Annotated in this window: 22 protein-coding genes; 17 read left to right on the top strand and 5 right to left on the bottom strand. The window is 34.1% G+C overall.

Translation table 11 applies throughout. The annotated features are described in order from the left end of the window. Positions 1-3 precede the first annotated feature (3 nt). The 4 genes from AC0L3Q_RS15495 (at position 4) to AC0L3Q_RS15480 (ending at position 6,040) form a co-directional block, all read left to right on the top strand. On the top strand, positions 4-1,458 hold the full coding sequence (locus AC0L3Q_RS15495; protein ID WP_473280751.1) for a PKD domain-containing protein: 1,455 nt from the start codon (positions 4-6) through the stop codon (positions 1,456-1,458). After that, positions 1,424-2,752: a hypothetical protein gene (locus AC0L3Q_RS15490; RefSeq protein WP_473280748.1), complete on the top strand. Its 1,329-nt coding sequence runs from the start codon at positions 1,424-1,426 to the stop codon at positions 2,750-2,752. The genes AC0L3Q_RS15495 and AC0L3Q_RS15490 overlap by 35 nt, the downstream gene beginning before the upstream one ends. Positions 2,753-2,830: 78 nt before the next feature. Then, positions 2,831-5,206 (top strand): hypothetical protein, encoded by a 2,376-nt coding sequence (locus tag AC0L3Q_RS15485; protein WP_473280747.1) that lies wholly within the window; start codon positions 2,831-2,833, stop codon positions 5,204-5,206. A gap of 207 nt (positions 5,207-5,413) precedes the next feature. Then, positions 5,414-6,040, top strand: a complete 627-nt coding sequence (locus AC0L3Q_RS15480; RefSeq protein WP_473280744.1) for an RNA polymerase sigma factor — start codon at positions 5,414-5,416, stop codon at positions 6,038-6,040. 180 nt (positions 6,041-6,220) lie between these two features. Here the strand turns inward: AC0L3Q_RS15480 and AC0L3Q_RS15475 are convergent, their stop codons facing one another. Continuing rightward, entirely contained in the window at positions 6,221-7,057 is an 837-nt protein-coding gene (locus tag AC0L3Q_RS15475) for a universal stress protein (RefSeq protein WP_473280742.1), read from the bottom strand. A 270-nt stretch (positions 7,058-7,327) separates the two neighbouring features. Between AC0L3Q_RS15475 and AC0L3Q_RS15470 the strand changes: the two genes are divergently transcribed. The 13 genes from AC0L3Q_RS15470 to AC0L3Q_RS15410 all read left to right on the top strand — a co-directional run bounded on the left by AC0L3Q_RS15470 (position 7,328) and on the right by AC0L3Q_RS15410 (position 18,276). Beyond that, positions 7,328-7,579, top strand: coding sequence for a hypothetical protein (locus tag AC0L3Q_RS15470; RefSeq protein ID WP_473280740.1), 252 nt, complete (start codon positions 7,328-7,330; stop codon positions 7,577-7,579). Between the two features lie 108 nt (positions 7,580-7,687). After that, positions 7,688-8,851 carry a cation:proton antiporter domain-containing protein gene (locus tag AC0L3Q_RS15465; protein ID WP_473280738.1) on the top strand — a complete coding sequence of 388 codons (1,164 nt, stop codon included), beginning with the start codon at positions 7,688-7,690 and terminating at the stop codon, positions 8,849-8,851. 549 nt (positions 8,852-9,400) lie between these two features. Continuing rightward, a complete protein-coding gene (locus AC0L3Q_RS15460; RefSeq protein WP_473280736.1) occupies positions 9,401-10,852 on the top strand; it encodes an arginine decarboxylase in 1,452 nt (483 codons plus the stop codon). Between the two features lie 24 nt (positions 10,853-10,876). Next, positions 10,877-11,821, top strand: a complete 945-nt coding sequence (gene speB, locus AC0L3Q_RS15455; protein ID WP_473280734.1) for an agmatinase — start codon at positions 10,877-10,879, stop codon at positions 11,819-11,821. Beyond that, the gene (locus AC0L3Q_RS15450; RefSeq protein WP_473286951.1) at positions 11,811-12,785 is read left to right on the top strand and encodes a deoxyhypusine synthase family protein; all 975 of its coding nucleotides are present in this window, start codon (positions 11,811-11,813) and stop codon (positions 12,783-12,785) included. Before speB ends, AC0L3Q_RS15450 begins: the two co-directional genes overlap by 11 nt. 26 nt (positions 12,786-12,811) lie before the next feature. Continuing rightward, positions 12,812-13,093 carry a hypothetical protein gene (locus tag AC0L3Q_RS15445; RefSeq protein WP_473286949.1) on the top strand — a complete coding sequence of 94 codons (282 nt, stop codon included), beginning with the start codon at positions 12,812-12,814 and terminating at the stop codon, positions 13,091-13,093. A gap of 12 nt (positions 13,094-13,105) precedes the next feature. Then, positions 13,106-13,429, top strand: a complete 324-nt coding sequence (locus AC0L3Q_RS15440; RefSeq protein WP_473280732.1) for a VOC family protein — start codon at positions 13,106-13,108, stop codon at positions 13,427-13,429. Between the two features lie 96 nt (positions 13,430-13,525). After that, the gene (locus tag AC0L3Q_RS15435) at positions 13,526-14,305 is read left to right on the top strand and encodes an RMD1 family protein (RefSeq protein ID WP_473280729.1); all 780 of its coding nucleotides are present in this window, start codon (positions 13,526-13,528) and stop codon (positions 14,303-14,305) included. A gap of 15 nt (positions 14,306-14,320) precedes the next feature. After that, complete coding sequence (gene rimK, locus AC0L3Q_RS15430; RefSeq protein WP_244548145.1) at positions 14,321-15,709, top strand: 30S ribosomal protein S6--L-glutamate ligase; 1,389 nt, start codon at positions 14,321-14,323, stop codon at positions 15,707-15,709. A gap of 48 nt (positions 15,710-15,757) precedes the next feature. Beyond that, the gene (locus tag AC0L3Q_RS15425; RefSeq protein WP_473280726.1) at positions 15,758-16,174 is read left to right on the top strand and encodes an NUDIX hydrolase; all 417 of its coding nucleotides are present in this window, start codon (positions 15,758-15,760) and stop codon (positions 16,172-16,174) included. Positions 16,175-16,185: 11 nt separating this feature from the next. Beyond that, the gene (locus tag AC0L3Q_RS15420) at positions 16,186-16,440 is read left to right on the top strand and encodes a hypothetical protein (protein WP_473280724.1); all 255 of its coding nucleotides are present in this window, start codon (positions 16,186-16,188) and stop codon (positions 16,438-16,440) included. 179 nt (positions 16,441-16,619) lie between these two features. After that, positions 16,620-16,973, top strand: coding sequence for a hypothetical protein (locus tag AC0L3Q_RS15415; RefSeq protein WP_473280722.1), 354 nt, complete (start codon positions 16,620-16,622; stop codon positions 16,971-16,973). Positions 16,974-17,298: 325 nt separating this feature from the next. Continuing rightward, on the top strand, positions 17,299-18,276 hold the full coding sequence (locus AC0L3Q_RS15410; RefSeq protein WP_473280721.1) for an NAD(P)H-dependent flavin oxidoreductase: 978 nt from the start codon (positions 17,299-17,301) through the stop codon (positions 18,274-18,276). A 190-nt stretch (positions 18,277-18,466) separates the two neighbouring features. Here the strand turns inward: AC0L3Q_RS15410 and AC0L3Q_RS15405 are convergent, their stop codons facing one another. The 4 genes from AC0L3Q_RS15405 to AC0L3Q_RS15390 all read right to left on the bottom strand — a co-directional run bounded on the left by AC0L3Q_RS15405 (position 18,467) and on the right by AC0L3Q_RS15390 (position 21,106). After that, positions 18,467-18,841, bottom strand: coding sequence for a hypothetical protein (locus AC0L3Q_RS15405; RefSeq protein ID WP_473280718.1), 375 nt, complete (start codon positions 18,839-18,841; stop codon positions 18,467-18,469). Positions 18,842-18,894: 53 nt separating this feature from the next. Continuing rightward, positions 18,895-19,998, bottom strand: a complete 1,104-nt coding sequence (locus AC0L3Q_RS15400; protein ID WP_473280715.1) for a hypothetical protein — start codon at positions 19,996-19,998, stop codon at positions 18,895-18,897. Continuing rightward, entirely contained in the window at positions 19,995-20,504 is a 510-nt protein-coding gene (locus AC0L3Q_RS15395) for an endonuclease V (RefSeq protein WP_473280713.1), read from the bottom strand. The genes AC0L3Q_RS15400 and AC0L3Q_RS15395 overlap by 4 nt, the downstream gene beginning before the upstream one ends. Positions 20,505-20,638: 134 nt before the next feature. Then, positions 20,639-21,106 carry a DinB family protein gene (locus tag AC0L3Q_RS15390; RefSeq protein ID WP_473280711.1) on the bottom strand — a complete coding sequence of 156 codons (468 nt, stop codon included), beginning with the start codon at positions 21,104-21,106 and terminating at the stop codon, positions 20,639-20,641. Positions 21,107-21,238 lie beyond the last annotated feature (132 nt).

Below are 21,238 nucleotides of genomic sequence, written 5' to 3'. Positions count from 1 at the left end.
TATATGAAGAAAATTGCATACATACTACTAGCGTTGCTATTTTGGTCTTGTCTTAAAGAAGAAGCCATACCCGTAGTCGTTGACTTCGAATACGAGGTCATCGATAATGATTTTTCGATTCCGGTGAGTATTGTGTTTTTCAACAGAACCGAAGGAGCAGATCAATACGAATGGCGCTTTGAAGGAGCAAATCTTAACCGATCTGTAGATAGAAACCCGGGAATAATAAAATTCGACACTCAAGGAACACATGCCATAACGCTTACCGCTACCAATATTGATGGTTCTGAGGATTCAAAAACTTTAGAAATTAAAATCGATGATCCGGTAGTTATTGATTTCAAAGCCACTAATCTGGTCAGTACTTTTCCTCCTGCCACCTATAAGATTGAAAATCGATCCACTGGGGCGAATACCTACAAATGGATATTCGAAGGAGGAGTACCTGCTACTTCTAGCGATCAAGATCCTGGAGAAATTGTTTTTGACGAACCAGGGGAGCATCAAATTCATTTAGAAATAAGTAACGGAAGAGAAACCTATACTAGGAGTACTGTGGTTGAGGTGGCTCCAAGCCTAACTTCAGACTTTGATTTTGAAATCAATTTTGATGATGATGATTTTCAAATACCCGCCAAAGTAAAGTTTACCAACAAATCCATCAGTGCTACAGAGTACACCTGGACACTGCAAGGTGCTAATATTACTTCTTCTAACGAACAAGACATAGAAGTCATTTTTAATAGACTAGGTGAGCAAGAAATTACATTAACCACGGGTAATGGGAAGGATGTCAAAACAAGCACACAAAGCATCACTTTCTTTAGAAATACCAACCTTAGAGAATTTAAAGATGTTAAACTGGGGATCAATACCGCTCATCAAAATAATAGTGTAGGTAGTTTTTTTAGTACCGTTACCAGAGAGGTATACACACAGGAAGAACTTAGTGCTGAGGTAGAAGAAAATATCGACCTTGTCTTTTATGGATTGAATAGCACTTTTGTACGCAATCAATTTATAAGCCCGGATCAGCTATCCAATACCCCGTTTAATGTGTTTCAAAACCCAAAGAGCACCGTCTTTATCAATACGCAAGAGTTATGTGCCTGCCCTATAGCAGTACCCGCACAGCAGTTTGATGATATGGTAGATGATACCTTATTGAGGACCCTTTCGATTGATGCTGATGATGATTTGTTTTTTGATAATACAGTACTACCTAGAATTGTACTTTTTAAGACCGAGGAAGGTAAAAAAGGAGCCATAAAGATTAAAAATTTTGTTGAAGCAGGGGATGACTCCTATATCGTAGTTGATATCAAAGTACAGAAAGAAAAAGATAATCATGAAAGAAAAAATTACACCGCATTTGATCGTATTTTTATTTTCTATATCATTCGTACAGGCACAGATACTACCTGTGCAATCTACCGTACAGTTGATCCCTCCTTATAGTTTGAGGTTGTCGGATTATAGCACTTCAGCTTTGGACAGGATATTTTTGAATGTTTTACTTATTGATGTGGTCGAGCCAACGATTCAGGTTCGGTTAAAGATGCATATAGAAAATAGTGCAGGGCTAGCTATCCAGAATAAGGATCTGGTTGCCGGAGCTACTCCCATAACGCTAGAGGGAGGTATTCCTACCAGATTGGGAAATACGGATCTACGACCTTATTTTGAGCTAAACAATTTGATAGGAATTACCCCGCAACAATATAATGCTTCATTACCAGAAGGACTCTATCGTTTTTGTTTTGAAGTGTTTGATATCACATCGGGTAGAAAGTTATCCAGAAAAGATTGTACCACGGTATTTTTAGTACTTAATGATCCTCCATTATTAAATCTACCTTCAAGAGGAGAGCAGATTGTGTCTAGAAACCCCCAAAACCTATTTTTTACATGGACTCCAAGGCATCTCAATGCGACCAATGTAGAGTACCAATTTGAGCTTAAAGAATTATGGGATCGCAATACAGATCCACAAACCGATTTCTTAAAGAGTCCTCCATTATTCGAAACGACTACAAGAGCTACGGCATTATTATACGGTCCTGGCGAAACACAATTACTCCCCAATAAGAAGTATGGTTGGCGTGTAAGGGCTGTGGTAAACGATGGGATTAGTGAAGCTTCAATATTCAAAAATGATGGATATAGCGAAATCTATTATTTTACGTATACCGATACCTGCGATGAGCCGAAGTACATATTAGCAGAGTCCCAGGGAGTCACCAAAGAAAACATTACCTGGCAAATTGCCGGTCATGAGCAGTATCAATTACAGTATCGAAAAAAGGGATCACCAAACGATTGGTTTAAAGGAAATACAAGAAACGGTGCTATTACCATTTATGACCTGGAACCGGGCACAACTTATGAGTATAGGGTAGGAGGGCAATGTATTGTAGATGGCCCCTTTGTATTTTCGGCGGTCTCAGAATTTACAACCACTATTGCAGCCTTGGATAACACAGTTTCGAGTTACAATTGTGGGATACAACCAGATATCGATATTACTAACCAGGAGCTATTATCCTCTCTAGATGTGAATAAAGGCTTTACAGCTGGAGACTTTGATGTAACGCTACAAGAAGTTAGTGGAGGTAATGGCATTTTTAGTGGCAAAGGATATATCACCGTACCGTACATGAGAGATGCAAAGATTAAGGTAGACTTTAGTAATGTAAAAATAAACACCGAGTATCAATTGATTGAAGGTGTTGTGAATACAACGATCCAGTAATCACTATCAAGAAGATCATGTTACCCCATTATTGTTCTTATAAAGAATGCGATTACAACAACAAAAATTAGTAAAGATTTGAAAAAGATACTCCTGTTTTTGTTGGTGCCGTTATTTTCATTCTCCCAGAGTATAGATAATCAATCCGTTACCAGGGTGATCAAAAGCAAACCCTTTAAAGTCAATGGTCAGATTTCGGCAAACAGTGTGTATTATAATGCTAACCAAAATGTAAATCGAGAACCGTTTACCTATTTTTTGCAAGGAATGCTTAACGTAAGCGTTTTTAGTTTTTCGATGCCTATAGAATATAGCTTTTCTAATCAAGGACAAAATCTGGATTATGAGCTTCCGTTTAATTACAATACCCTAAGCTTGCATCCATCTTATAAAGGGATCACGGCGCATATTGGTACCGTCAATATGAGTTTTTCTCCCTATACCATGAATGGACATCAATTTACTGGAGGAGGACTAGATCTTGTGCTTTCCAAATCATTAACGGTAAACGCAATGGGAGGTGAACTTTTAAAAGCCATTAACGATGATGGCAATCCAAGAACCACTCCTTCATTTAGCCGGATGGGGTATGGACTAAAAACATTGCTCAAGAAAAACAAATACAGCTTGGGATTTACTGGTTTTTATGCCAGAGATGATCAAAATTCTATAGATTCGATCCCAGAAGCTAGAAATATATTACCCAAAGAGAATCTGGTGTTAAGCGTTCAGGGAGAAGCAAAAATTGGGAAAAATTATAGGATACAGGCCGAGTATGCCTCTACAGCTATTACCCAGGATACAAGAGCAAATACATCAAGTCCAACAAAAACATCTCTGGCTGGACTATTTTTTAATAATCGTACTTCTACCGAGTATCATAATGCCATCAAAGCCCGATTTGGATATACGTTAAAATCCATAAATCTGGGATTGGGTTACGAGCGTATTGATCCAGGTTATGAAACATTGGGAGCTTATTTTTTTAATAACGATTTTGAAAATATAACGCTTGATCTTGCGAATACTTTTTTCAGAAACAGAGTATCATTAGCTTTAAACATAGGATATCAAAGAGATAATCTCAATAATGCAAAAACCAATAGCACCAACCGTACGGTAGGATCTATCAATGTGCAAGCTACACTTTCAGACAAACTTACTCTTGTTGGATCATTTTCAAACTTTACGACATTTACCAACACCAGACCCAACCAGTTTGATGATGTAAATGATGCCGATCTATTAGACGAACAACTAGAGGAGTTGAACTACCGTCAATTGTCAAGAAATGCAATGGTGTCTATGAACTATTTGCTGTCTAGTAAAAAAACACTGATCCAAAATCTATCGATAAACTATGCGCTCAACGATGTTGCCAACGAACAAGATGGGAATGTACGAATAGGAGATGTTTCAAGCTTTCATAATGCTAGCTGTGCGCATACGATTAATTTTACAGAAAGTAACTTTTCTATTTCTACAGCTATTAATGCTACTTATAATACGGTTGGAAGAGAAGAATCGACCACCTGGGGGCCTACTATAAGTTTTGGGAAACGCTTTTTGAATAAAACCCTAAACACTCGATTTGGAGCATCTTACAACCAATCCAGTGGGCTATCCGGAAACTCCAAAGTAGCAAATGTGAGATTGAATTTGGGGTATGTATTACTGGAACATCATAACTTCAATCTGAATGCCATTCAGTTATTTAAAACGGTAGAAGAAAGAGACAATCTTGCAGAGTTTACCGCAACATTTGGGTATAATTATGCATTTGGTTTGAAAAAGCCGAAGTTTAATTTTAACAGGAGAGAAAGAATACAGAGCGATTCGATCAAGGTGCGGTATCGAAAATACTATTTTGAAGGACTGCCCAAAGAAATTACACCAAGGCTTGTTGTGATTCCTGAAGAAGAAGGATTTGAGCATTTGGTTGCGAACCGAGACGGAAATCTGACTGATTTGGAGCAACAACTTTTAGAAACTCAGGAAAAGGACAAAAAGGTATACAAAGAAATCGCTTTGTCGTATCTAAAAGAAATGGATAGTTATTTTGACTTTATTGATTTCTATAATGAAAAACTCTATAAGTCTTATATAAAACTGATTACCGAAGCAAGACAAATTGATCGACAAATTAGAGATGAATACATGGTGTTGAGCGCAAAAATCAATACTGCTGAACAAAAGGATCCCAAGGATTTGAAACGTCAAAAAATATTGGAAAAACGTTATACATCCCATACCCAATTATTAAATGCTTTACTGAAATGGAATTTACAACCAGAAGATATCGAAAATCCGGAAGGAGACATAAAAATACTTAAAAAACAAAATGCTTCAAAAGTATTTTCGATGTATCAAAATAACCAGTCAGAGAAGCGCATCATCAATTTTATTGAGATCCAATTGGCGGATTTATATCATAAAGTGTTGCGTAAAGGATAGAAGTTTATCAATACGCTTATCATACGTCTTGATTCATATTCTCAATTACATAGGAAAATAATCAGAACCTATTGGAACCATAGGATTCTTAAATTTTAAATATGTATTACCTGTAAATCGAAACAACCATTATCATTTTAGATCAGATATAATGATAAAGGATCATGTTATTTTAGCTATATTTAGGTATTATTAATCAACTTTATTATGGATTCTTTTGAAGACCTGTTTTCAATACCGGAAGAGAAAAAATCAAGTATTGTTCTGAAAAAAGCCAAAGGCTTAACTGATGAAGAATTGGTGGAGAGAATTAAAGAATCAAAAAACCAACTTCTATTTGGAGTTTTATACGAAAGATTTAGTAAAAAAGTCTATAATAAATGCTATGGATTTGTAAAGAATGAAGATGAAGCAGAAGATCTTTCTCAGGATATTTTTGTAAAATTATATACTAAAATTGAAGGATTTGAAGGAAGAGCAAAATTTTCTACCTGGCTTTATGCTTTTACCTATAATTTCTGCGTGAATTTCATGAATAGAGATAAGTGTAAAAAGTTAACCAGCTTTTCGGAAAAATTAAAGAATAAAGAGTACGAGATAGCATCCGAAGAATTGGAATTAGATGAAGATTTTTTTGAAATCAAGTTATCAAAACTAGAGAAAGCATTGGAAATGATTGCCCCAGAAGATAAGGCCCTTCTTCTGCTTAAATACCAGGATAATATACCATTAAAAGAATTGCAAACTTTATTTAATATTAATGAAAGTGCTTTGAAAATGAGATTAAAACGTGCACGAATTAAAGCAGTAAAAGCACACGATCAATTATCTTAGTACAAGTTTTTATTCACTATACATGCTTATTTTCCTGCATTCAAAATTTCCATGATTTTTACTGAAGGCTTAACTTGCTAAGTACTTATTTAAAAAGAAATGTAAATAATGTAAGATTCCTAAATGGAACATTTTTATTTGATTTGGAAAATCAAAAAATCCGAACACGATCTGAGATAATTATAATTCTGGAAGAATTAAAATCGGCAATGGACTGTTAAAACTAATTTTATCAACCACATCTTCTTCCACAAGTTTGGAGAAGAAATTTTGCTTATGGTGGATAAGCGCAATCAAATCACATTCAGTTTGCATAGCAAAATCTTTTAAAGCTTCAGTTTCCGAAGTTTCTACATCGATCTTGCAAAACATGTAGTCTATATTTTGAAACAACTTCTTTAGTGTTTCTTTGTTGCTATTTTGTTTGTCTGTAAGGTACTCTTCTTCCATTATTCGAGCAATGTTAATTTTTGCTGCCTTTGATAACACGATTTCAACAAGAGGAGCTAATTCATTTTGGTTAAATGACCGCTTAAAATTAGTTGAAAAAGCAATTGAAGAAGGAATTTGCGGGGAATAACCTTGGGGTACTACGATAATAGGACATTTATTTGTTCCATTAATTACTTTTACTGTATTGCTCCCCAAAAATATTTCTTTAGCGCCCTTAGCCCCTTTGGTTCCCATAACGATATAATCTATTTCTTTTGCAGCGGAAACACTGTTAATTGCCTTCAAAAGGGTGTCGGGGACAGAAATAGCCTTGAATTCATGATTAGAATGGTCGTTATCCTTAATAAGTTTCTTCAAAAGAGCTTCTAATTCATGTTCTGATTCATCCGACATTTCACCTAAAATCGCATCATTATATTCTTCACTTAACATAACCGAACGATTACTAACATATACGTTCAACAAGAAAAAAGTACATTCTTCATTATTAAAAAGTACACGAGCATATGCTAATGCGTTTAAAGCATTATCCGAGAAGTCAATTGGAACTAATATTTTTTTCATTTTAAAACATTAATTATAAGCTTGTTAAAGATACAAAATTCAATTCTTGAAATAATGGTAAAAAACTTATAATCCTTATGACACAAAGAAATGTGTAAGGTCACCTTTATATACAAATCTTAAAAAGCATTTCTACGTAAAACTACTTTTTAGAAAATGAATACCAATAAGTTACGTTAATTTTTATTCAAAAATGTGACCTAAGAAATATTAATGTGTCAAATGATAAAAGTTGAAATAAGTTGAACCCATTAATAACCCCAAATGTTTATGAAAAAAATAAAAGATGATGTAAGACGCATGAAAGGAAAAAGTACCAACTCCTTTAAACCACACTTAGAGGTAACTCCAATTAATGAGGTAAAAAAACCATTTGATCTTTTTGATAAAATTATATTTAGTATCGATTTATTTTATCTTAACATCATGTGTAAATTAAAAAAGTATTCTGATACAATTTGGTCTATCATTATCTTATTGTTTGTCGGTTATCTTATCATTTGGTTAATCAAAAATTTTTAAAAACACCTGTGCCGAGCTATCAAAAAGCTCGGTTTTTTTATTTCTGAATTTCATTATTGTAATTCAAAAAAGGCTACATTTAATGGTGATAAAACAAACCATTCCTTGATGCTGTTAATTTCTTCTTTAGATCCTATTATAACACTTGTGGCCATACTTGCTGTATTAGTAATTGCAGTAAGTGTGATCCTTAGAAAGTTTAACCAAACTTACATAATAGGATATATTCTAGTCGGTGTAATTCTTGGGGAACATGGTTTAAATGCTATACAAGATGCAGCTTCAATTCATCTCCTGGGAGAATTAGGCGTAATACTATTGTTGTTTTTTATTGGTATGGAAATCAACCTTATTGATTTCTTAAAACGATGGAAACTTGCAGTTATAGGAACACTCTCTCAAATTGCTATTAGTGTTGTTTTGGTATTATGTATAGGACATTATTATGATTGGAATTTTGCACGTTCTGTAGTTATTGGTTTTGTGATAGCCTTAAGCAGCTCGGCTGTAGTCATTAAACTATTACAAGATAAGAGTCTTATAGATACCAAAGTGGGTAAGAATGTTTTAAGTATTTTATTGGCTCAGGATGTTGCTTTAGTACCGCTTTTAATCATTATTTCCCAATTAGGAGGAAAATCAGAATCAACAGAAAACATTATACTAATGCTCGTTGGAGCGATTTTAATTGTAGTCATTTTGGTGTATATCTATATAAAGGGAACTATTGTGTTACCTTTTTCAAAAAAAATATACCGGGATCATGAGTTACAGGTGTTTATGGCTATATTTTTATGTTTCGGATGTGCCTTGGCCACATCTCTTTTTGGGATATCAGCAGCTTTGGGAGCCTTTGTTGGGGGGATGATCATTAATGCTGCTCGGGCAACACATTGGATTCACGATACGTTGCATTCTTTTAGGATATTGTTCGTCTCTTTCTTTTTTATTAGTGTGGGTTTACAAATTGATCTATCATTTATCTATCAAAATTTGCTTACAATTTCTATTACAATTATTGTGGTTTACATTACTAATCATTTATTAAACTCCTTAATTCTTCGAGTATTTTCGTGTAATTGGAAAGAAGCCATTTTAGGAGGTGCCTTACTGGCTCAAATTGGGGAGTTGAGTTTTCTGTTAAGTTCGACCGCCTTTAGCTTAGGAATTATCGAAAATTTTGGATATAACTTTACGATCAGTTTGATTTCGTTGACCCTTGTGGTTAGCCCTTTCTGGATTGGAATAACAGAAAAACTTATCAAAAAATAATAAGACTCAAACTAAAAATTTCTTGGAGTCCAATGACCATATTTGATAATAAAAAAATTATAGAATTAATGTGACGTCTGGTAAAATTAGGTGTCTTAGGTTATTGTTTTGAACGCCTAATTTTTTAACATTTAAAAATTAACAAAAAAAACTTGTTTTATTCATTTTTTCACTATGTTTGTTTTAATAATGAGTTCATAAATAGAACGCATTGCCTATACAAAATGAAAACTTTTTTCAGATTCGGGCTTAGGAGGATAATGAGGTCTACTCCAAAAGCTGCCCTAGGGATAGGGAACCGAATTCTCAGGCTGACTTCTAAAAAATACACAATTGCACTTCAGTTTTTAGAACGAATCTCCTTCGTTCCTCATACTGTTACTATTATACGTATATGAGAATAGATTGATACGAATGACTTATTGTCATTTGCCGTACCAATTTATAATTTTTTCCAATCGCATTTCAGAATGATCCGTAGAATGTTAGGGCTGTTTACGTCTGTGTGTTTCTATTGTGAACTTCTTTATGCAATACAAAATCAAATAAATGAAAACTAAATATATCGATCTTATCGATCAAACCTTTTATTTTCCTCAGGAAGAATTCGATCTGGAAAACAACCAGTTACAATTTCATGGTATCAATTTAATGGCTTTAATAGCTCAATACGGTGCTCCTTTAAAATTTACATACCTCCCCAAAATATCAGAAAATATAAACAGAGCTAAGAATTGGTTTAATAATGCCATTCAAACGAATAATTATGCGGGTACATATAACTACTGTTACTGTACCAAAAGCTCTCATTTTGAACATGTATTGAATGAGGCACTAAAAAATGATATTCATATAGAAACTTCTTCTGCTTTTGATATTGATATTGTAGAAAATCTAAAAGCTCAAGGTAAAATCAATGATCATACCTATGTGATTTGTAATGGTTTTAAGCGAGATCAGTACATTCAAAATATTGCGAGATTGATTAATAATGGACATCAAAACTGTATTCCTATTATAGATAATTACGAGGAATTGTCATTATTAAGCGATACGATTGAAGGTAAATTTCAGGTAGGAATTCGTATTGCATCAGAAGAAGAACCGAAATTTGAATTTTATACTTCTCGATTAGGGATTGGATATCGCAATATTGTTCCATTTTATAACGATCAGATAAAAGGAAATCCTAACGTGGAGTTAAAGATGTTACACTTCTTTATCAATACAGGTATCCGCGATACGGCGTACTATTGGAATGAATTGCTAAAATGCCTGAAAGTATATATTAAACTCAAAAAGATATGCCCATCTCTTGATAGTTTAAATATTGGAGGTGGTTTTCCTATAAAGAACTCTTTGGCATTCAATTATGATTATGAGTATATGATCAATGAGATTGTAAATCAGATTCAAATTGCTTGTGAAGAGGCTAGAGTAGATGTGCCTAATATTTTTACCGAATTTGGAAGCTTTACCGTTGGCGAGAGTGGAGGTGCTATTTATGAAGTATTGTATCAAAAACAACAAAACGACCGGGAAAAATGGAATATGATTAACTCTTCATTTATAACCACATTACCGGATACATGGGCTATTAATAAACGCTTTGTTATGCTTGCTGTTAACCGTTGGGACGACGAATATGAACGTGTTTTATTGGGAGGATTAACATGTGATAGCGATGACTATTATAATTCTGAACAACATATGAATGCTATCTATTTGCCAAAATATGACAAAGAAAAACCTTTGTATATAGGGTTTTTTAATACCGGTGCTTATCAGGAAACCATAGGAGGGTTTGGAGGATTACAACATTGTTTGATCCCTCAACCAAAACATATACTCATAGATAGAGATCAAGAAGGTAGGTTGGTAACTTCTGTTTTTTCAGAACAACAAACTTCTGACCAATTGTTATCAATACTGGGGTATCAAAACGCAAAGGATAAGAACTTATCAAAAAATAATAAACGAGAATTAACCACCATTTTTTAAAACCATATTTAATTATTTTCAAAAATGAAAACGAGTAACACATATGCCGGTATTCCTGAAGAATATGCAGGCTATGACAAATCACAAATAGTAGTAATTCCTGTTCCTTATGATGGAACAAGTACCTGGGGTAAGGGAGCCGACAAAGGCCCTGAAGCTTTTTTGCACGCTTCAGAGAATATGGAACTATATGATATTGAAACCGATAGTGAAGTGTATACAAAAGGAATACATTTAATTGATCCTATTACGGTTAATGATACTCCAGAAGCTATGGTAGAGGCGGTGTATAACACCACCAAAAATCATATCAAGAGAAACAAGTTTGTCACATTATTTGGTGGCGAACATTCTATTTCTATAGGAGCAATAAGAGCTTTTGACGAGTGTTTTAATAATCTTACCGTTTTGCAGATTGATGCGCATGCCGATCTTAGAAAAGAATATAATGGATCTAAGTATAACCATGCCTGTGCGATGCACGAGGCTAATGAAAATACCAATTTAATTCAAGTAGGTATTCGTTCTATGGATGCTTCAGAAAATTTAGTAATGAATGAAGATCAAGTATTCTTTGCTCACGAAATGGCAAATGACGATTACTGGATGGATAATGTGATCGATCTCATGACCGATAATGTGTATATTACATTTGATCTAGACGCTTTAGATCCTTCGATATTACCAGCAACAGGAACTCCTGAGCCTGGTGGTCTGCTATGGTATGAAACGCTAGAATTCTTAAGAAAAGTATTTACTGAGAAGAATGTCGTAGGATTTGACATTGTTGAATTATGTCCAAGCCCAACAAGTAAGGCATCGGATTTTGCTGCTGCCAAGTTATTCTATAAAATGCTCAGCTATAAGTTTGAGGATAGTGAAGAAACCTTGGATGATGAAGATGATATCCAAGAAAATGAAACCTTAAAAAAGTTTAAATCTAATTATGAAGAATACGATGAAAGGTAAAGGCGAAATTTCAAAATTTATAGAAAAGTATTTTCTTCATTTTAATGCGGCTACATTGGTAGACGCCGCAAAAGGATACGAATCTCAATTAGCTAATGGCGGTAAAATGTTGGTTTCTCTTGCTGGTGCAATGAGTACTGCAGAGTTGGGAAAAATCTTTGCCGAGATGATCCGTCAGGATAAAGTACATATCATTTCTTGCACAGGGGCGAACCTGGAGGAAGATATTATGAATCTGGTAGCACATAGTCATTATGAAAGAGTACCTAATTATAGGGACCTGACTCCACAACAGGAATGGGAATTACTCGAAAAAGGATTAAATCGTGTTACCGATACATGTATCCCGGAAGAAGAGGCTTTTAGGAGACTACAAAAACATATTTTCAAAATTTGGAAGGACGCTGAAGAAGCTGGAGAACGTTATTTTCCACACGAATTTATGTATAAGTTATTGCTCTCTGGAGTACTTGAAGAATACTATGAAATAGACATCAAGGATTCCTGGATGTATGCAGCGGCCAAGGCCAATTTACCTATGGTTGTACCAGGTTGGGAAGACAGTACGATGGGGAATATTTTTGCCAGTTATGTAATGAAAGGCGCACTGCAAGCCAGTACCATGAAATCAGGGATTGAGTATATGACCTTTCTGGCGGATTGGTATACTGACAATTCGGAGACTGGGATTGGATTCTTTCAGATCGGTGGTGGTATTGCAGGGGATTTCCCTATTTGTGTAGTACCTATGTTGTATCAGGATTTAGAAAGAACGGATACCCCTTTTTGGAATTATTTCTGCCAAATAAGTGACTCTACTACCAGTTATGGGTCGTATTCTGGCGCAGTACCTAATGAGAAGATTACCTGGGGGAAATTAGATATTGATACCCCAAAGTTTGTTATAGAAAGTGATGCAACCATTGTAGCTCCGTTAATATTTGGCTACTTATTAGATATGTGAAAATGAAAACATCAAGAAACGCACATTTGAAACGAGTTATCGTAGATTATAAAAAGCTAAACAATGACATATTAGACTTGTTAGTGACCAAATATCCCGATGGATATAATGATGAAGATATTATCACTTTTAGAAATGCACAAAACGAAATAGTTGAATGTGTAGAGGTGAAAACCGAAGATACCTTATACTTGGTAAAGGTAAGTAAGCGTCTTGTTATTGCGATGGAAGATCATGATGAAGATGATGAGAGCAATAATCAAAAAGAGCAAGATATACCTGACAAATCTGAAATGGAAGAGGAATAAAACAAAAGAGATATGAAAAATGCCGAATTTCATCTGGCTCTTCCTTGCGGAGACCTGGAAAAAACAAAAGATTTTTATACCAATACACTTGGAGCTAAATTAGGAAGGGATACCGATAATTGGGTTGATATCAACTTACATGGAAATCAAATCACTTTTACTAAGGCAGGAGAGTTTAGCTTTGATTTCAAAAATTATCGCCTGGGAGATCAGATATTACCTTCTTTTCACTTCGGAGTGATTATTGATGTGGAGACATGGGGGAAATTATATTCACGTCTGTTCTCTATGGATTTGGAGGTGACCACCGAGGTAACTTTTTTGAAAACAAAGTAGGAGAACATCTTTCCTTTTTTGTTAAGGATCCTAACGGTTACATGGTAGAGTTTAAAAGTTTTAAAGACCATAGAGAGATATTTACTACATAAAGAAATGACAAATGAAGCGTATGCGATACAAATTGCGGATGCAATTTCTATAAGAGAGTGTAGGAGAAATTTTGAAGCAGAACTATTATTTCACGATACCGATGAACTTTTTTATGAACAATTTCAAGGACAGTTTATCTATGTTTTTAAATATGGTGTGATTTGTTTTTACAATATAAGTAAAGAAAAAGCAAAACAAATCTGTAATGAAATATTATCGTATGCCAAGAATAGCGCTAAGGAATATATTTCAGAAAGTATTAATATCGCCATTGGGGGAACAGCCAATACAGTGTCTTTTGGAACTGTTACTTTGAAGAAATTCGATGAAGAACCCCTTAGACTTATTATGCTTAATGTTTCTCAATCGGTAGCATTAAATAATTACGCCAATATTTCAGAGCAGACATTAGAAGATACCAGATTACATACCTCTTATCTTGAAGAAAACGGAAGACTAGATATTAATGGTAAAAAGCTCAAAAAGTATATCGGTCGAGTATTAAATATTAAAAATAAAATCTCTGAAAATCTATACATTTTCGATTCGCCTGATGTAACCTGGGATGATGAAACTTTAAATAAGTTGGATCAGGACCTAAAGCGAGTATTCGATTTAAAAGATAGATATCGAAGTATATATGATCGATTAGAGATGATTAAAGAAAATCTAGAGCTCTTTAAGGACATTATGTTTCATAGAGAAAGTAGTAAGTTGGAGTGGATTATCATCATCCTAATCCTGGTAGAAGTGATTGACCTTTTTATTCAAAAATTAACATGATAAGTAACTAGTTAAGTGACAGAAACAATATCAAATAACGAACTAAAGGTAATTGGAAGCGAAGAGTGGTGCGTCTTCAATGAATTTGGCATTCCTGCAATCAAGGCAAGAACAGATTCTGGAGCTAAAACCTCATCTATTCAAGCTAATAATATCAAACTGATTCATAAAGGAACTGAAGAATGGGTGCGTTTTGAGGTAAACCCTATTCAGGATAACAGAAGTATTGTAATTAGATGTGAAACCAAACTTCATGATAAAAGGGTGGTAAAAAGTTCTTCTGGAATTGCAGAAGAACGTTTTGTGATCAAAACACCACTAACTTTAGGAGAAAACACTTTCAATATAGAACTTACACTAGCTAATCGTGATGCGATGGAATATCGTATGCTATTAGGACGAGAAGCATTGATAGGTCGATACATGGTAAATCCATCAATAAGTTTTGCCCAACAAGTTTTTACACATGAAGAAATTCAAATAAAGTATAAACCTTTCCTTAAAGAGAAATCTGGGTTAAAAATTGCATTACTAGCCAGTAACCCAAATTTATATAGCAACAAGCGTATTCTGGAAGCTGGTATTGCCCGAGGTCACGAAATGGTATTTCTTAATGTAGAGCAGGCGTATATGAAGTTGGATGCTGCGGAACCCGAAATACGTTACCGAGGAGGGAATATCATTGACGAATTTGATGCCATTATTCCTAGGATAAAACCTTCGGTTACATTCTATGCTTGTTCACTAATTAGACAGTTTGATTCGATGGGCGCTTATTGTTTGAATTCTGCCGAAGCAATTACGCAATCCAGGGATAAGCTATTAGCGACCCAGCTTTTTGCGAAACATGATATTCATATCCCAATTACGGGATTTGCAAAATCTCCTTTAGACACCAAAGATCTGATCAAAATGGTAAATGGTGCCCCTTTGATCATCAAGCTACTTGAAAGTACTCAAGGAAAAGGAGTGGTATTGGCAGAAACTAATAAAGCGGCAGAAAGTGTAATTAATGCTTTTAAAAGTGTGCAAACCAACATTTTGGTACAGGAATTTATTAAAGAAGCGAATGGCCAGGATATCCGATGCTTTGTGGTTAACGGTAAAGTCGTGGCATCGATGCAGCGGCAAGCAGCCAAAGGAGAATTTAGAGCGAATATTCATCAAGGAGGTTCTGCGTCTAAAATTAAAATCACTGCAGAAGAGCGAAAACTGGCAATCAAAGCAGCCAAAATATTGAATTTACCTGTTGCGGGTGTAGATATCATTAGGTCAAACAAAGGTCCACTTTTGCTAGAAGTAAATTCATCTCCAGGTCTTGAAGGTATTGAAAATGCTACTGGATTGGATATCGCCAACATTATGATTGAAGCTATTGAGAAAAAATTGAAGTTTAAGAGATAAAATGATAAAAACTATGTAGCAACGTATTACTCAACTAATACTTAATTGATGAAAATTAAAAAGCATAAACAGAAATCAAGACTGATAGTTTATCAAGGTGATGAACTACTAGTATTTCAAAAAATAAGTAATAAACTTAAATATGGATTAGTTGGTGGGTTTTTAAAAAAAGAAGAAACTCCAGAAGATGCGCTTATTAGAGAAGCTTTTGAAGAGACGGGGGTACAATTTTTAAAAGAAGATCTGGATTATTACAGCTCTTTTACTGTGGACTGGGGGAATAATCAAAAGTTATCCAAACACTATTTTGTTTGTAAAGATCCGAATAAACCATTTTCTCTTAAAGAACCCGATAAGTTTCGAAAAATTGAATGGGTATACTGGAAAGACACCATGGAATATTTAGGTAAATCCGACCGGAAGGTGATCAAATCTCTTTTCAAACCATGTAAGATTAATTATTAAAATCAGTGCATATGAAAGGTGTAACTATTAATGAAAATGTTGAATATGGAATATTTAAGAAGTATTATGATGGATATTATCAATTCATAATGGATAATGGTGATACCATCGTTTTTGAATCGATATCTCGTTTAGCAGCCAGGAAATTTGACCTTAAATCGGATACGTTTAAAGGTAAATATTTTGAAATTACCTACTCTGAATATGTTGAAGAGGACGATGAAGATTTTATATCCTTCAAAATTGAAAAATTAGAACTGGCTTAAATTCAAAAAATACAAATAGTAGATGTGACTCTCTAAACAAAAATGTGTCATAACTAAAGAAAAAAACAATCAACCCATCACGTGTAAGTATCTAAGAGATGATTTACTAAAAGCGCCAGACTTGATGTGATAACAATCTGGTTTTTTTAAAACAAAGTAAAACTTAAATCTTACATATCATGAAAAATTCAAAAAACGTACTGTTCGTCCTAATAGCATTATTTTATTGCACGCTAACCGTAAAAGCACAGACATCGGATGAAGAAACAGAAAGCATCACGGGAGTATTCGAGGGTTTTGACGGAGAACATTTTAATTTCAATTATACTACAGAAGATGATGAAGAGGATGTAATGTTATTTGCCAAAGCTAATTCCGAAGTTCTTGAGAAGTTTAACCTAAATAGTGAAAAATTTATAGGAAAAACTTTTAACATCACGTTCATTACTGAAACCGAAACAGAAATCGATGAAGATGGTGATGAGCAAGAATATGATGTTAGAACTATTGTTGATTTGGAGTTGTCCAACTGATTATTAGTAATCCCTGATTCAAAGAAAAAGTACCAGTAGCAAGAGAGTAACTGGTACTTTTTTGTTGATTAAAACAAAAAATGAAAATCTATCCGACTGAGAGATTTCTTCAGGATATAATTGTTATTAAAACATTATTTGTTGGTATTATTAAAAATGCTTTTTTAGTCCTTTAAAATAATGCCATCATTGTCTTTTTTGATTGCTATAACAATTTCAGGATAGCATCTTTAATTGTCGGACTTCATAAAGCTTTCGTAGTTTATCAATTATAGTATTATATTGTAGAAAGAAATTAGAAATCATCTTTAATATATAGTATACAATGAGTAAAGCACCCTTTATAAAAGAATTAACCTTGCCTGCTGTAGCGGCCCCTATGTTTTTGATATCTGGACCTCAATTGGTTATCGAGTGTTGTAAAAATGGAATTGTAGGGACTTTTCCGGCGTTAAACCAACGAACTTCTGAAGGATTCGAAGAATGGTTGATTGAGATCAAAGAAGCACTTTCGGATTTTGAAAAGGAAACAGGTAAAAAAGCAGCACCATTTGGTGTAAATCTCATTGTTCATCATTCAAATCCAAGATTAAAAGCTGATCTCGCTTTATGTGTTAAGCACCAGGTTCCATTAATCATCACCTCCTTGGGAGCGGTTTCAGAATTGGTAGATACAGTACATAGCTATGGGGGATTGGTATTTCATGATGTCATCAAAAAACGACATGCCGAAAAAGCTAGCGAAGCAGGAGTAGACGGATTAATTTTGGTAGCAGCAGGAGCAGGGGGGCATGCGGGCACCTTAAATCCTATGCCATTTATTACCGAAATTAAACAGTTCTTCAAGAAAACCATATTACTTTCTGGATGTATTAGTACAGGAAGAGATGTCGCCTCTGCTATGCAGATGGGGGCAGATTTGGCATATATGGGGACTCGTTTTATTAATACCGAAGAAAGCAAAGCTCCAAAAGAATATAGAGAGATGATCATTAACTGTGGGGCAAGTGATATTGTATATACTGCCGCTATTTCTGGGGTTGCTGCAAATTTTTTAGGTCCAAGTTTACAGGCCATGGGGATTACCGAAGAAATGTTGACCCGAAAGACTAAAGTAGATTTTGGTGAAGAACTAACGGTGGATGAGAATGAAGCAAAGGCATGGGCTACTATCTGGTCGGCAGGTCAAGGAGTGGCAGCCATTCATGATGCACCTAGCGTAAAAGATTTAATTTCAAGCCTAAAAACAGAATTTAAGAATGCTATCCAGGAGCAAAACCAGTTATTGGAAACCTATAAATAATAGAGATAGGTGTTTTTTACAGTAATGGGATAATTACTTCCCGATACAATAAGTAACAAAGTTATAGTAATACTGGGTACTGGGGTACAAAGATAGAGGTGTGCTTTTGGCTTTTTTTTATTACGTTTAATGTGTGATGCGTTTGCACTCCAAAAGAGGCACATGCAATATACATAGTGGTATAAACTTTTTAAATTTCATTTTCAAACATTTTATTCAACCGCCATTCAGCTACTTTTTGAATCCTTAGAACTCTATTGGCCAATTCCGGTTCATATGAACACCTTTCTTTGTTAAAACCGATCCAATCAGGAAAGTGAATTTTTGCAAGTTTGAACATTAGTTTGTTAAAGTATTTTGGTCCGTAACTTACTATTTTACCTTTATCTCCAACGATCAAGCAAGTCCTATAATGGATTACATATACAAAGGCACGAGTCAAATTAAATGACGGAGTTGGTAGACCTTCATCCTCCCAAAAAATTGCCCATGACATACCTTCAGTCTCCATTTTAGGATTTGAAACTCTAGTTTCCTTTGGTAATGAATTCTTATTGTAAATCATTGCTGCCCAAAATCGAAAGAAAAGGTATATGTGGATTATATATTCGATATGCTTTATTGTTTAATATGTTCTATATAGTCTGATAAATGATGTCCATCACTATCACCATAAAAATTACTGCTATATTCATAGAGAGTATCCTTAACTTCTACCTCTAGTAAAAGGTCATGTGAGCCACCTCCTTCAAACGAAGTTTTGTATCCCTTTAATACGGTGCCACCCCAACCACCGCAATGTGCCCAAGTGAGTAAAAGTACTTGTATTTGTTTTTCATCACTACCCAAGTATTTATACGCCTTTTGAATGATTGGTAGTTTGAATGCGTTATTAATGGTATCATATAGTAGTACTCCCTCAATCAATAAGTACTCCAGGTCAGATTGGAAGGACACTCGGTTTTTGTAATCCAGTACATTTATTTGCTCATGCACAGATTTTTTAGATGTTTCATCTAAGTCCAAATAACAAATTATTATTTGCCTGGCAAATTCTGCGGATATTTGAACATTCAAAGAAAAATTCTCTCCTTGTGCTATTTGATTAATTGTACGTATAAAATCATTTTTAATCTCTGGAAACTTTTCATAAAAATACTTTATATGTTTTGGTATTTTTAGATTCAATCTATTCTCAGCCTTTTCAAATAGTGTATTTTTCTTTAAAGAGATGCCTTTTTCTTTATCCGATATTATTCTATTTTTTATGAGCTCTTCGATATAATTAAATTCTTTATTACTGCGATAATTTCCACTGAGCTTTAAAAGCTTTCTAGGTAGGATATAACCGTTGTTGTCAGATTTTAGGGACTTAATAATGGTTTCGGCCTCTTCAGTTGAAATACCTAAGTATGTAGATTCATTACATTCCTTTTTTAAATCTATTATTGGGATACATTGATCAAAAATATCAAATAGCAATTGAGTAATATAGTCGCTAAAGTTGTTACAAAGCATTATAGCTTCGGCACCAAATAGGTTAAACTCCTCTAGAAATTCAAGTATATAAGGTGACATATCATACTCTCCTATGCTTTTCTTCTGATAAGAAATGATTTTATGATTTTGAACTGAACTATCAGACCAATCTGTAATCCTGGCACACGTAATAATCACATCCAGGTAAGATGGACCGTTACTTATTAAAAGAATATATTTCATATAATGTATCTGCTTTTTTGATCCAGAGCTTTTAAAACTGTTGGAATTCTATATTTTCCGTGCATTGAATGGACCTTTTGAGCTGCAAAATCAAGATCTATACCTTTTGCCGAAACAAACAAAGCTTTTTTACTATTTCCTCTGTATACTTCTCTTTTCTTTATCTTCAGTTTTGAATAGTCATTTTTGGCTACTCCAATAATTGGGATCTGTTCATTGAGGTGTTCAAACAAAAAACCACCTAAACCTAATTTACCATTATCATCTAGAACTACATACCCATCAATAATTATTAAATCCAACTTATTATTCAAATTCATTTTATCAATAATATTTATGATACAGGGTAATTCTCTTTTATAGAATGCTCCACTTTGGTATTCTTTGACCCCAGTAGTTATTTCGTTTTTTTCAAATAGGATAGTGTCAGAGTCCCAATAAGAGAAACCTAAACATGCAGTGTTTGCTTTTTTTCCAAAATAATAGGTGTCAAAACAGTAAATCATGTATAATATTTAATTTCAAGTTTGTACGATAATACGAAATGATTTGAAATAAAGTCAATTCTTTCATATTCCAAATCGTCTTTATTTTGAGAATGTTGTTAACCTTACGTGTATGAATCGTTGTGACGCAGCCACTAGGATTTATGCACCTTGTTAGCTACTTTTTTTATTTGATTTAGATGATGTTCCAAATGATTGACATAATCATTTATTAGAAACCTCAAGTCAGAGATATTCCCATTATCTAATTCAATTTCACAATTCAGTGTTTTATCGGTCTGCAGTTTGATCAAATTTTTAATTCGATTATTGATTGAAATCCAAAACTCCACAATTTCTTCAATTTCGGAATTTTGATAGTCATTGGCTCTTACTAATTCATCTTGATTGTATTTTCTAATTTTATAGGGTTTATTCTCAAATTGAATTTCAGTAAATCTTTGAAGGTTATTTATTCCTGAATCAATTAAATGTCCTAAAATTTCTTTTTTCGACCACTTTTCAGGAGATATTTTTTTACTCATTTCCATTTCAGAAGATTGAGATAAATATTCCAATCCGCTATTAAGTAATTGTTCAAGTTTATTAGTTGTTTTTTTCATTCCAAAATTGTAGCTGCGTTTAATATATGTGTCGAAGAAGAGTAAAATGTTTCCCCAATTTCGACAAAAACCGCGCATTGTTTGCAAATTTTTATTTTTTGCAAGCATTACGCCTTACCAAAAATGCAACAA

Source organism: Aquimarina sp. KJ22-3 (genome assembly GCF_055808215.1).
The sequence above is the reverse complement of the archived record's forward strand: the minus strand, read 5'-3'. Positions and strand labels throughout refer to the sequence as shown.

What these genes read in the sequence shown, in the direction of transcription:
- AC0L3Q_RS15400 (WP_473280715.1), bottom strand. Translation starts at nt 19,998, where the DNA reads ATGAAATATATTCTTTTAATAAGTAACGGTCCATCTTACCTGGATGTG.
- AC0L3Q_RS15425 (WP_473280726.1), top strand. Translation starts at nt 15,758, where the DNA reads ATGAAAATTAAAAAGCATAAACAGAAATCAAGACTGATAGTTTATCAA.
- AC0L3Q_RS15410 (WP_473280721.1), top strand. Translation starts at nt 17,299, where the DNA reads ATGAGTAAAGCACCCTTTATAAAAGAATTAACCTTGCCTGCTGTAGCG.
- AC0L3Q_RS15390 (WP_473280711.1), bottom strand. Translation starts at nt 21,106, where the DNA reads ATGAAAAAAACAACTAATAAACTTGAACAATTACTTAATAGCGGATTG.
- AC0L3Q_RS15465 (WP_473280738.1), top strand. Translation starts at nt 7,688, where the DNA reads ATGCTGTTAATTTCTTCTTTAGATCCTATTATAACACTTGTGGCCATA.
- speB (WP_473280734.1), top strand. Translation starts at nt 10,877, where the DNA reads ATGAAAACGAGTAACACATATGCCGGTATTCCTGAAGAATATGCAGGC.
- AC0L3Q_RS15480 (WP_473280744.1), top strand. Translation starts at nt 5,414, where the DNA reads ATGGATTCTTTTGAAGACCTGTTTTCAATACCGGAAGAGAAAAAATCA.
- AC0L3Q_RS15470 (WP_473280740.1), top strand. Translation starts at nt 7,328, where the DNA reads ATGAAAAAAATAAAAGATGATGTAAGACGCATGAAAGGAAAAAGTACC.
- AC0L3Q_RS15475 (WP_473280742.1), bottom strand. Translation starts at nt 7,057, where the DNA reads ATGAAAAAAATATTAGTTCCAATTGACTTCTCGGATAATGCTTTAAAC.
- AC0L3Q_RS15495 (WP_473280751.1), top strand. Translation starts at nt 4, where the DNA reads ATGAAGAAAATTGCATACATACTACTAGCGTTGCTATTTTGGTCTTGT.
- AC0L3Q_RS15435 (WP_473280729.1), top strand. Translation starts at nt 13,526, where the DNA reads ATGACAAATGAAGCGTATGCGATACAAATTGCGGATGCAATTTCTATA.
- AC0L3Q_RS15405 (WP_473280718.1), bottom strand. Translation starts at nt 18,841, where the DNA reads ATGATTTACAATAAGAATTCATTACCAAAGGAAACTAGAGTTTCAAAT.
- AC0L3Q_RS15415 (WP_473280722.1), top strand. Translation starts at nt 16,620, where the DNA reads ATGAAAAATTCAAAAAACGTACTGTTCGTCCTAATAGCATTATTTTAT.
- AC0L3Q_RS15420 (WP_473280724.1), top strand. Translation starts at nt 16,186, where the DNA reads ATGAAAGGTGTAACTATTAATGAAAATGTTGAATATGGAATATTTAAG.
- AC0L3Q_RS15395 (WP_473280713.1), bottom strand. Translation starts at nt 20,504, where the DNA reads ATGATTTACTGTTTTGACACCTATTATTTTGGAAAAAAAGCAAACACT.
- AC0L3Q_RS15440 (WP_473280732.1), top strand. Translation starts at nt 13,106, where the DNA reads ATGAAAAATGCCGAATTTCATCTGGCTCTTCCTTGCGGAGACCTGGAA.
- AC0L3Q_RS15460 (WP_473280736.1), top strand. Translation starts at nt 9,401, where the DNA reads ATGAAAACTAAATATATCGATCTTATCGATCAAACCTTTTATTTTCCT.
- AC0L3Q_RS15450 (WP_473286951.1), top strand. Translation starts at nt 11,811, where the DNA reads ATGAAAGGTAAAGGCGAAATTTCAAAATTTATAGAAAAGTATTTTCTT.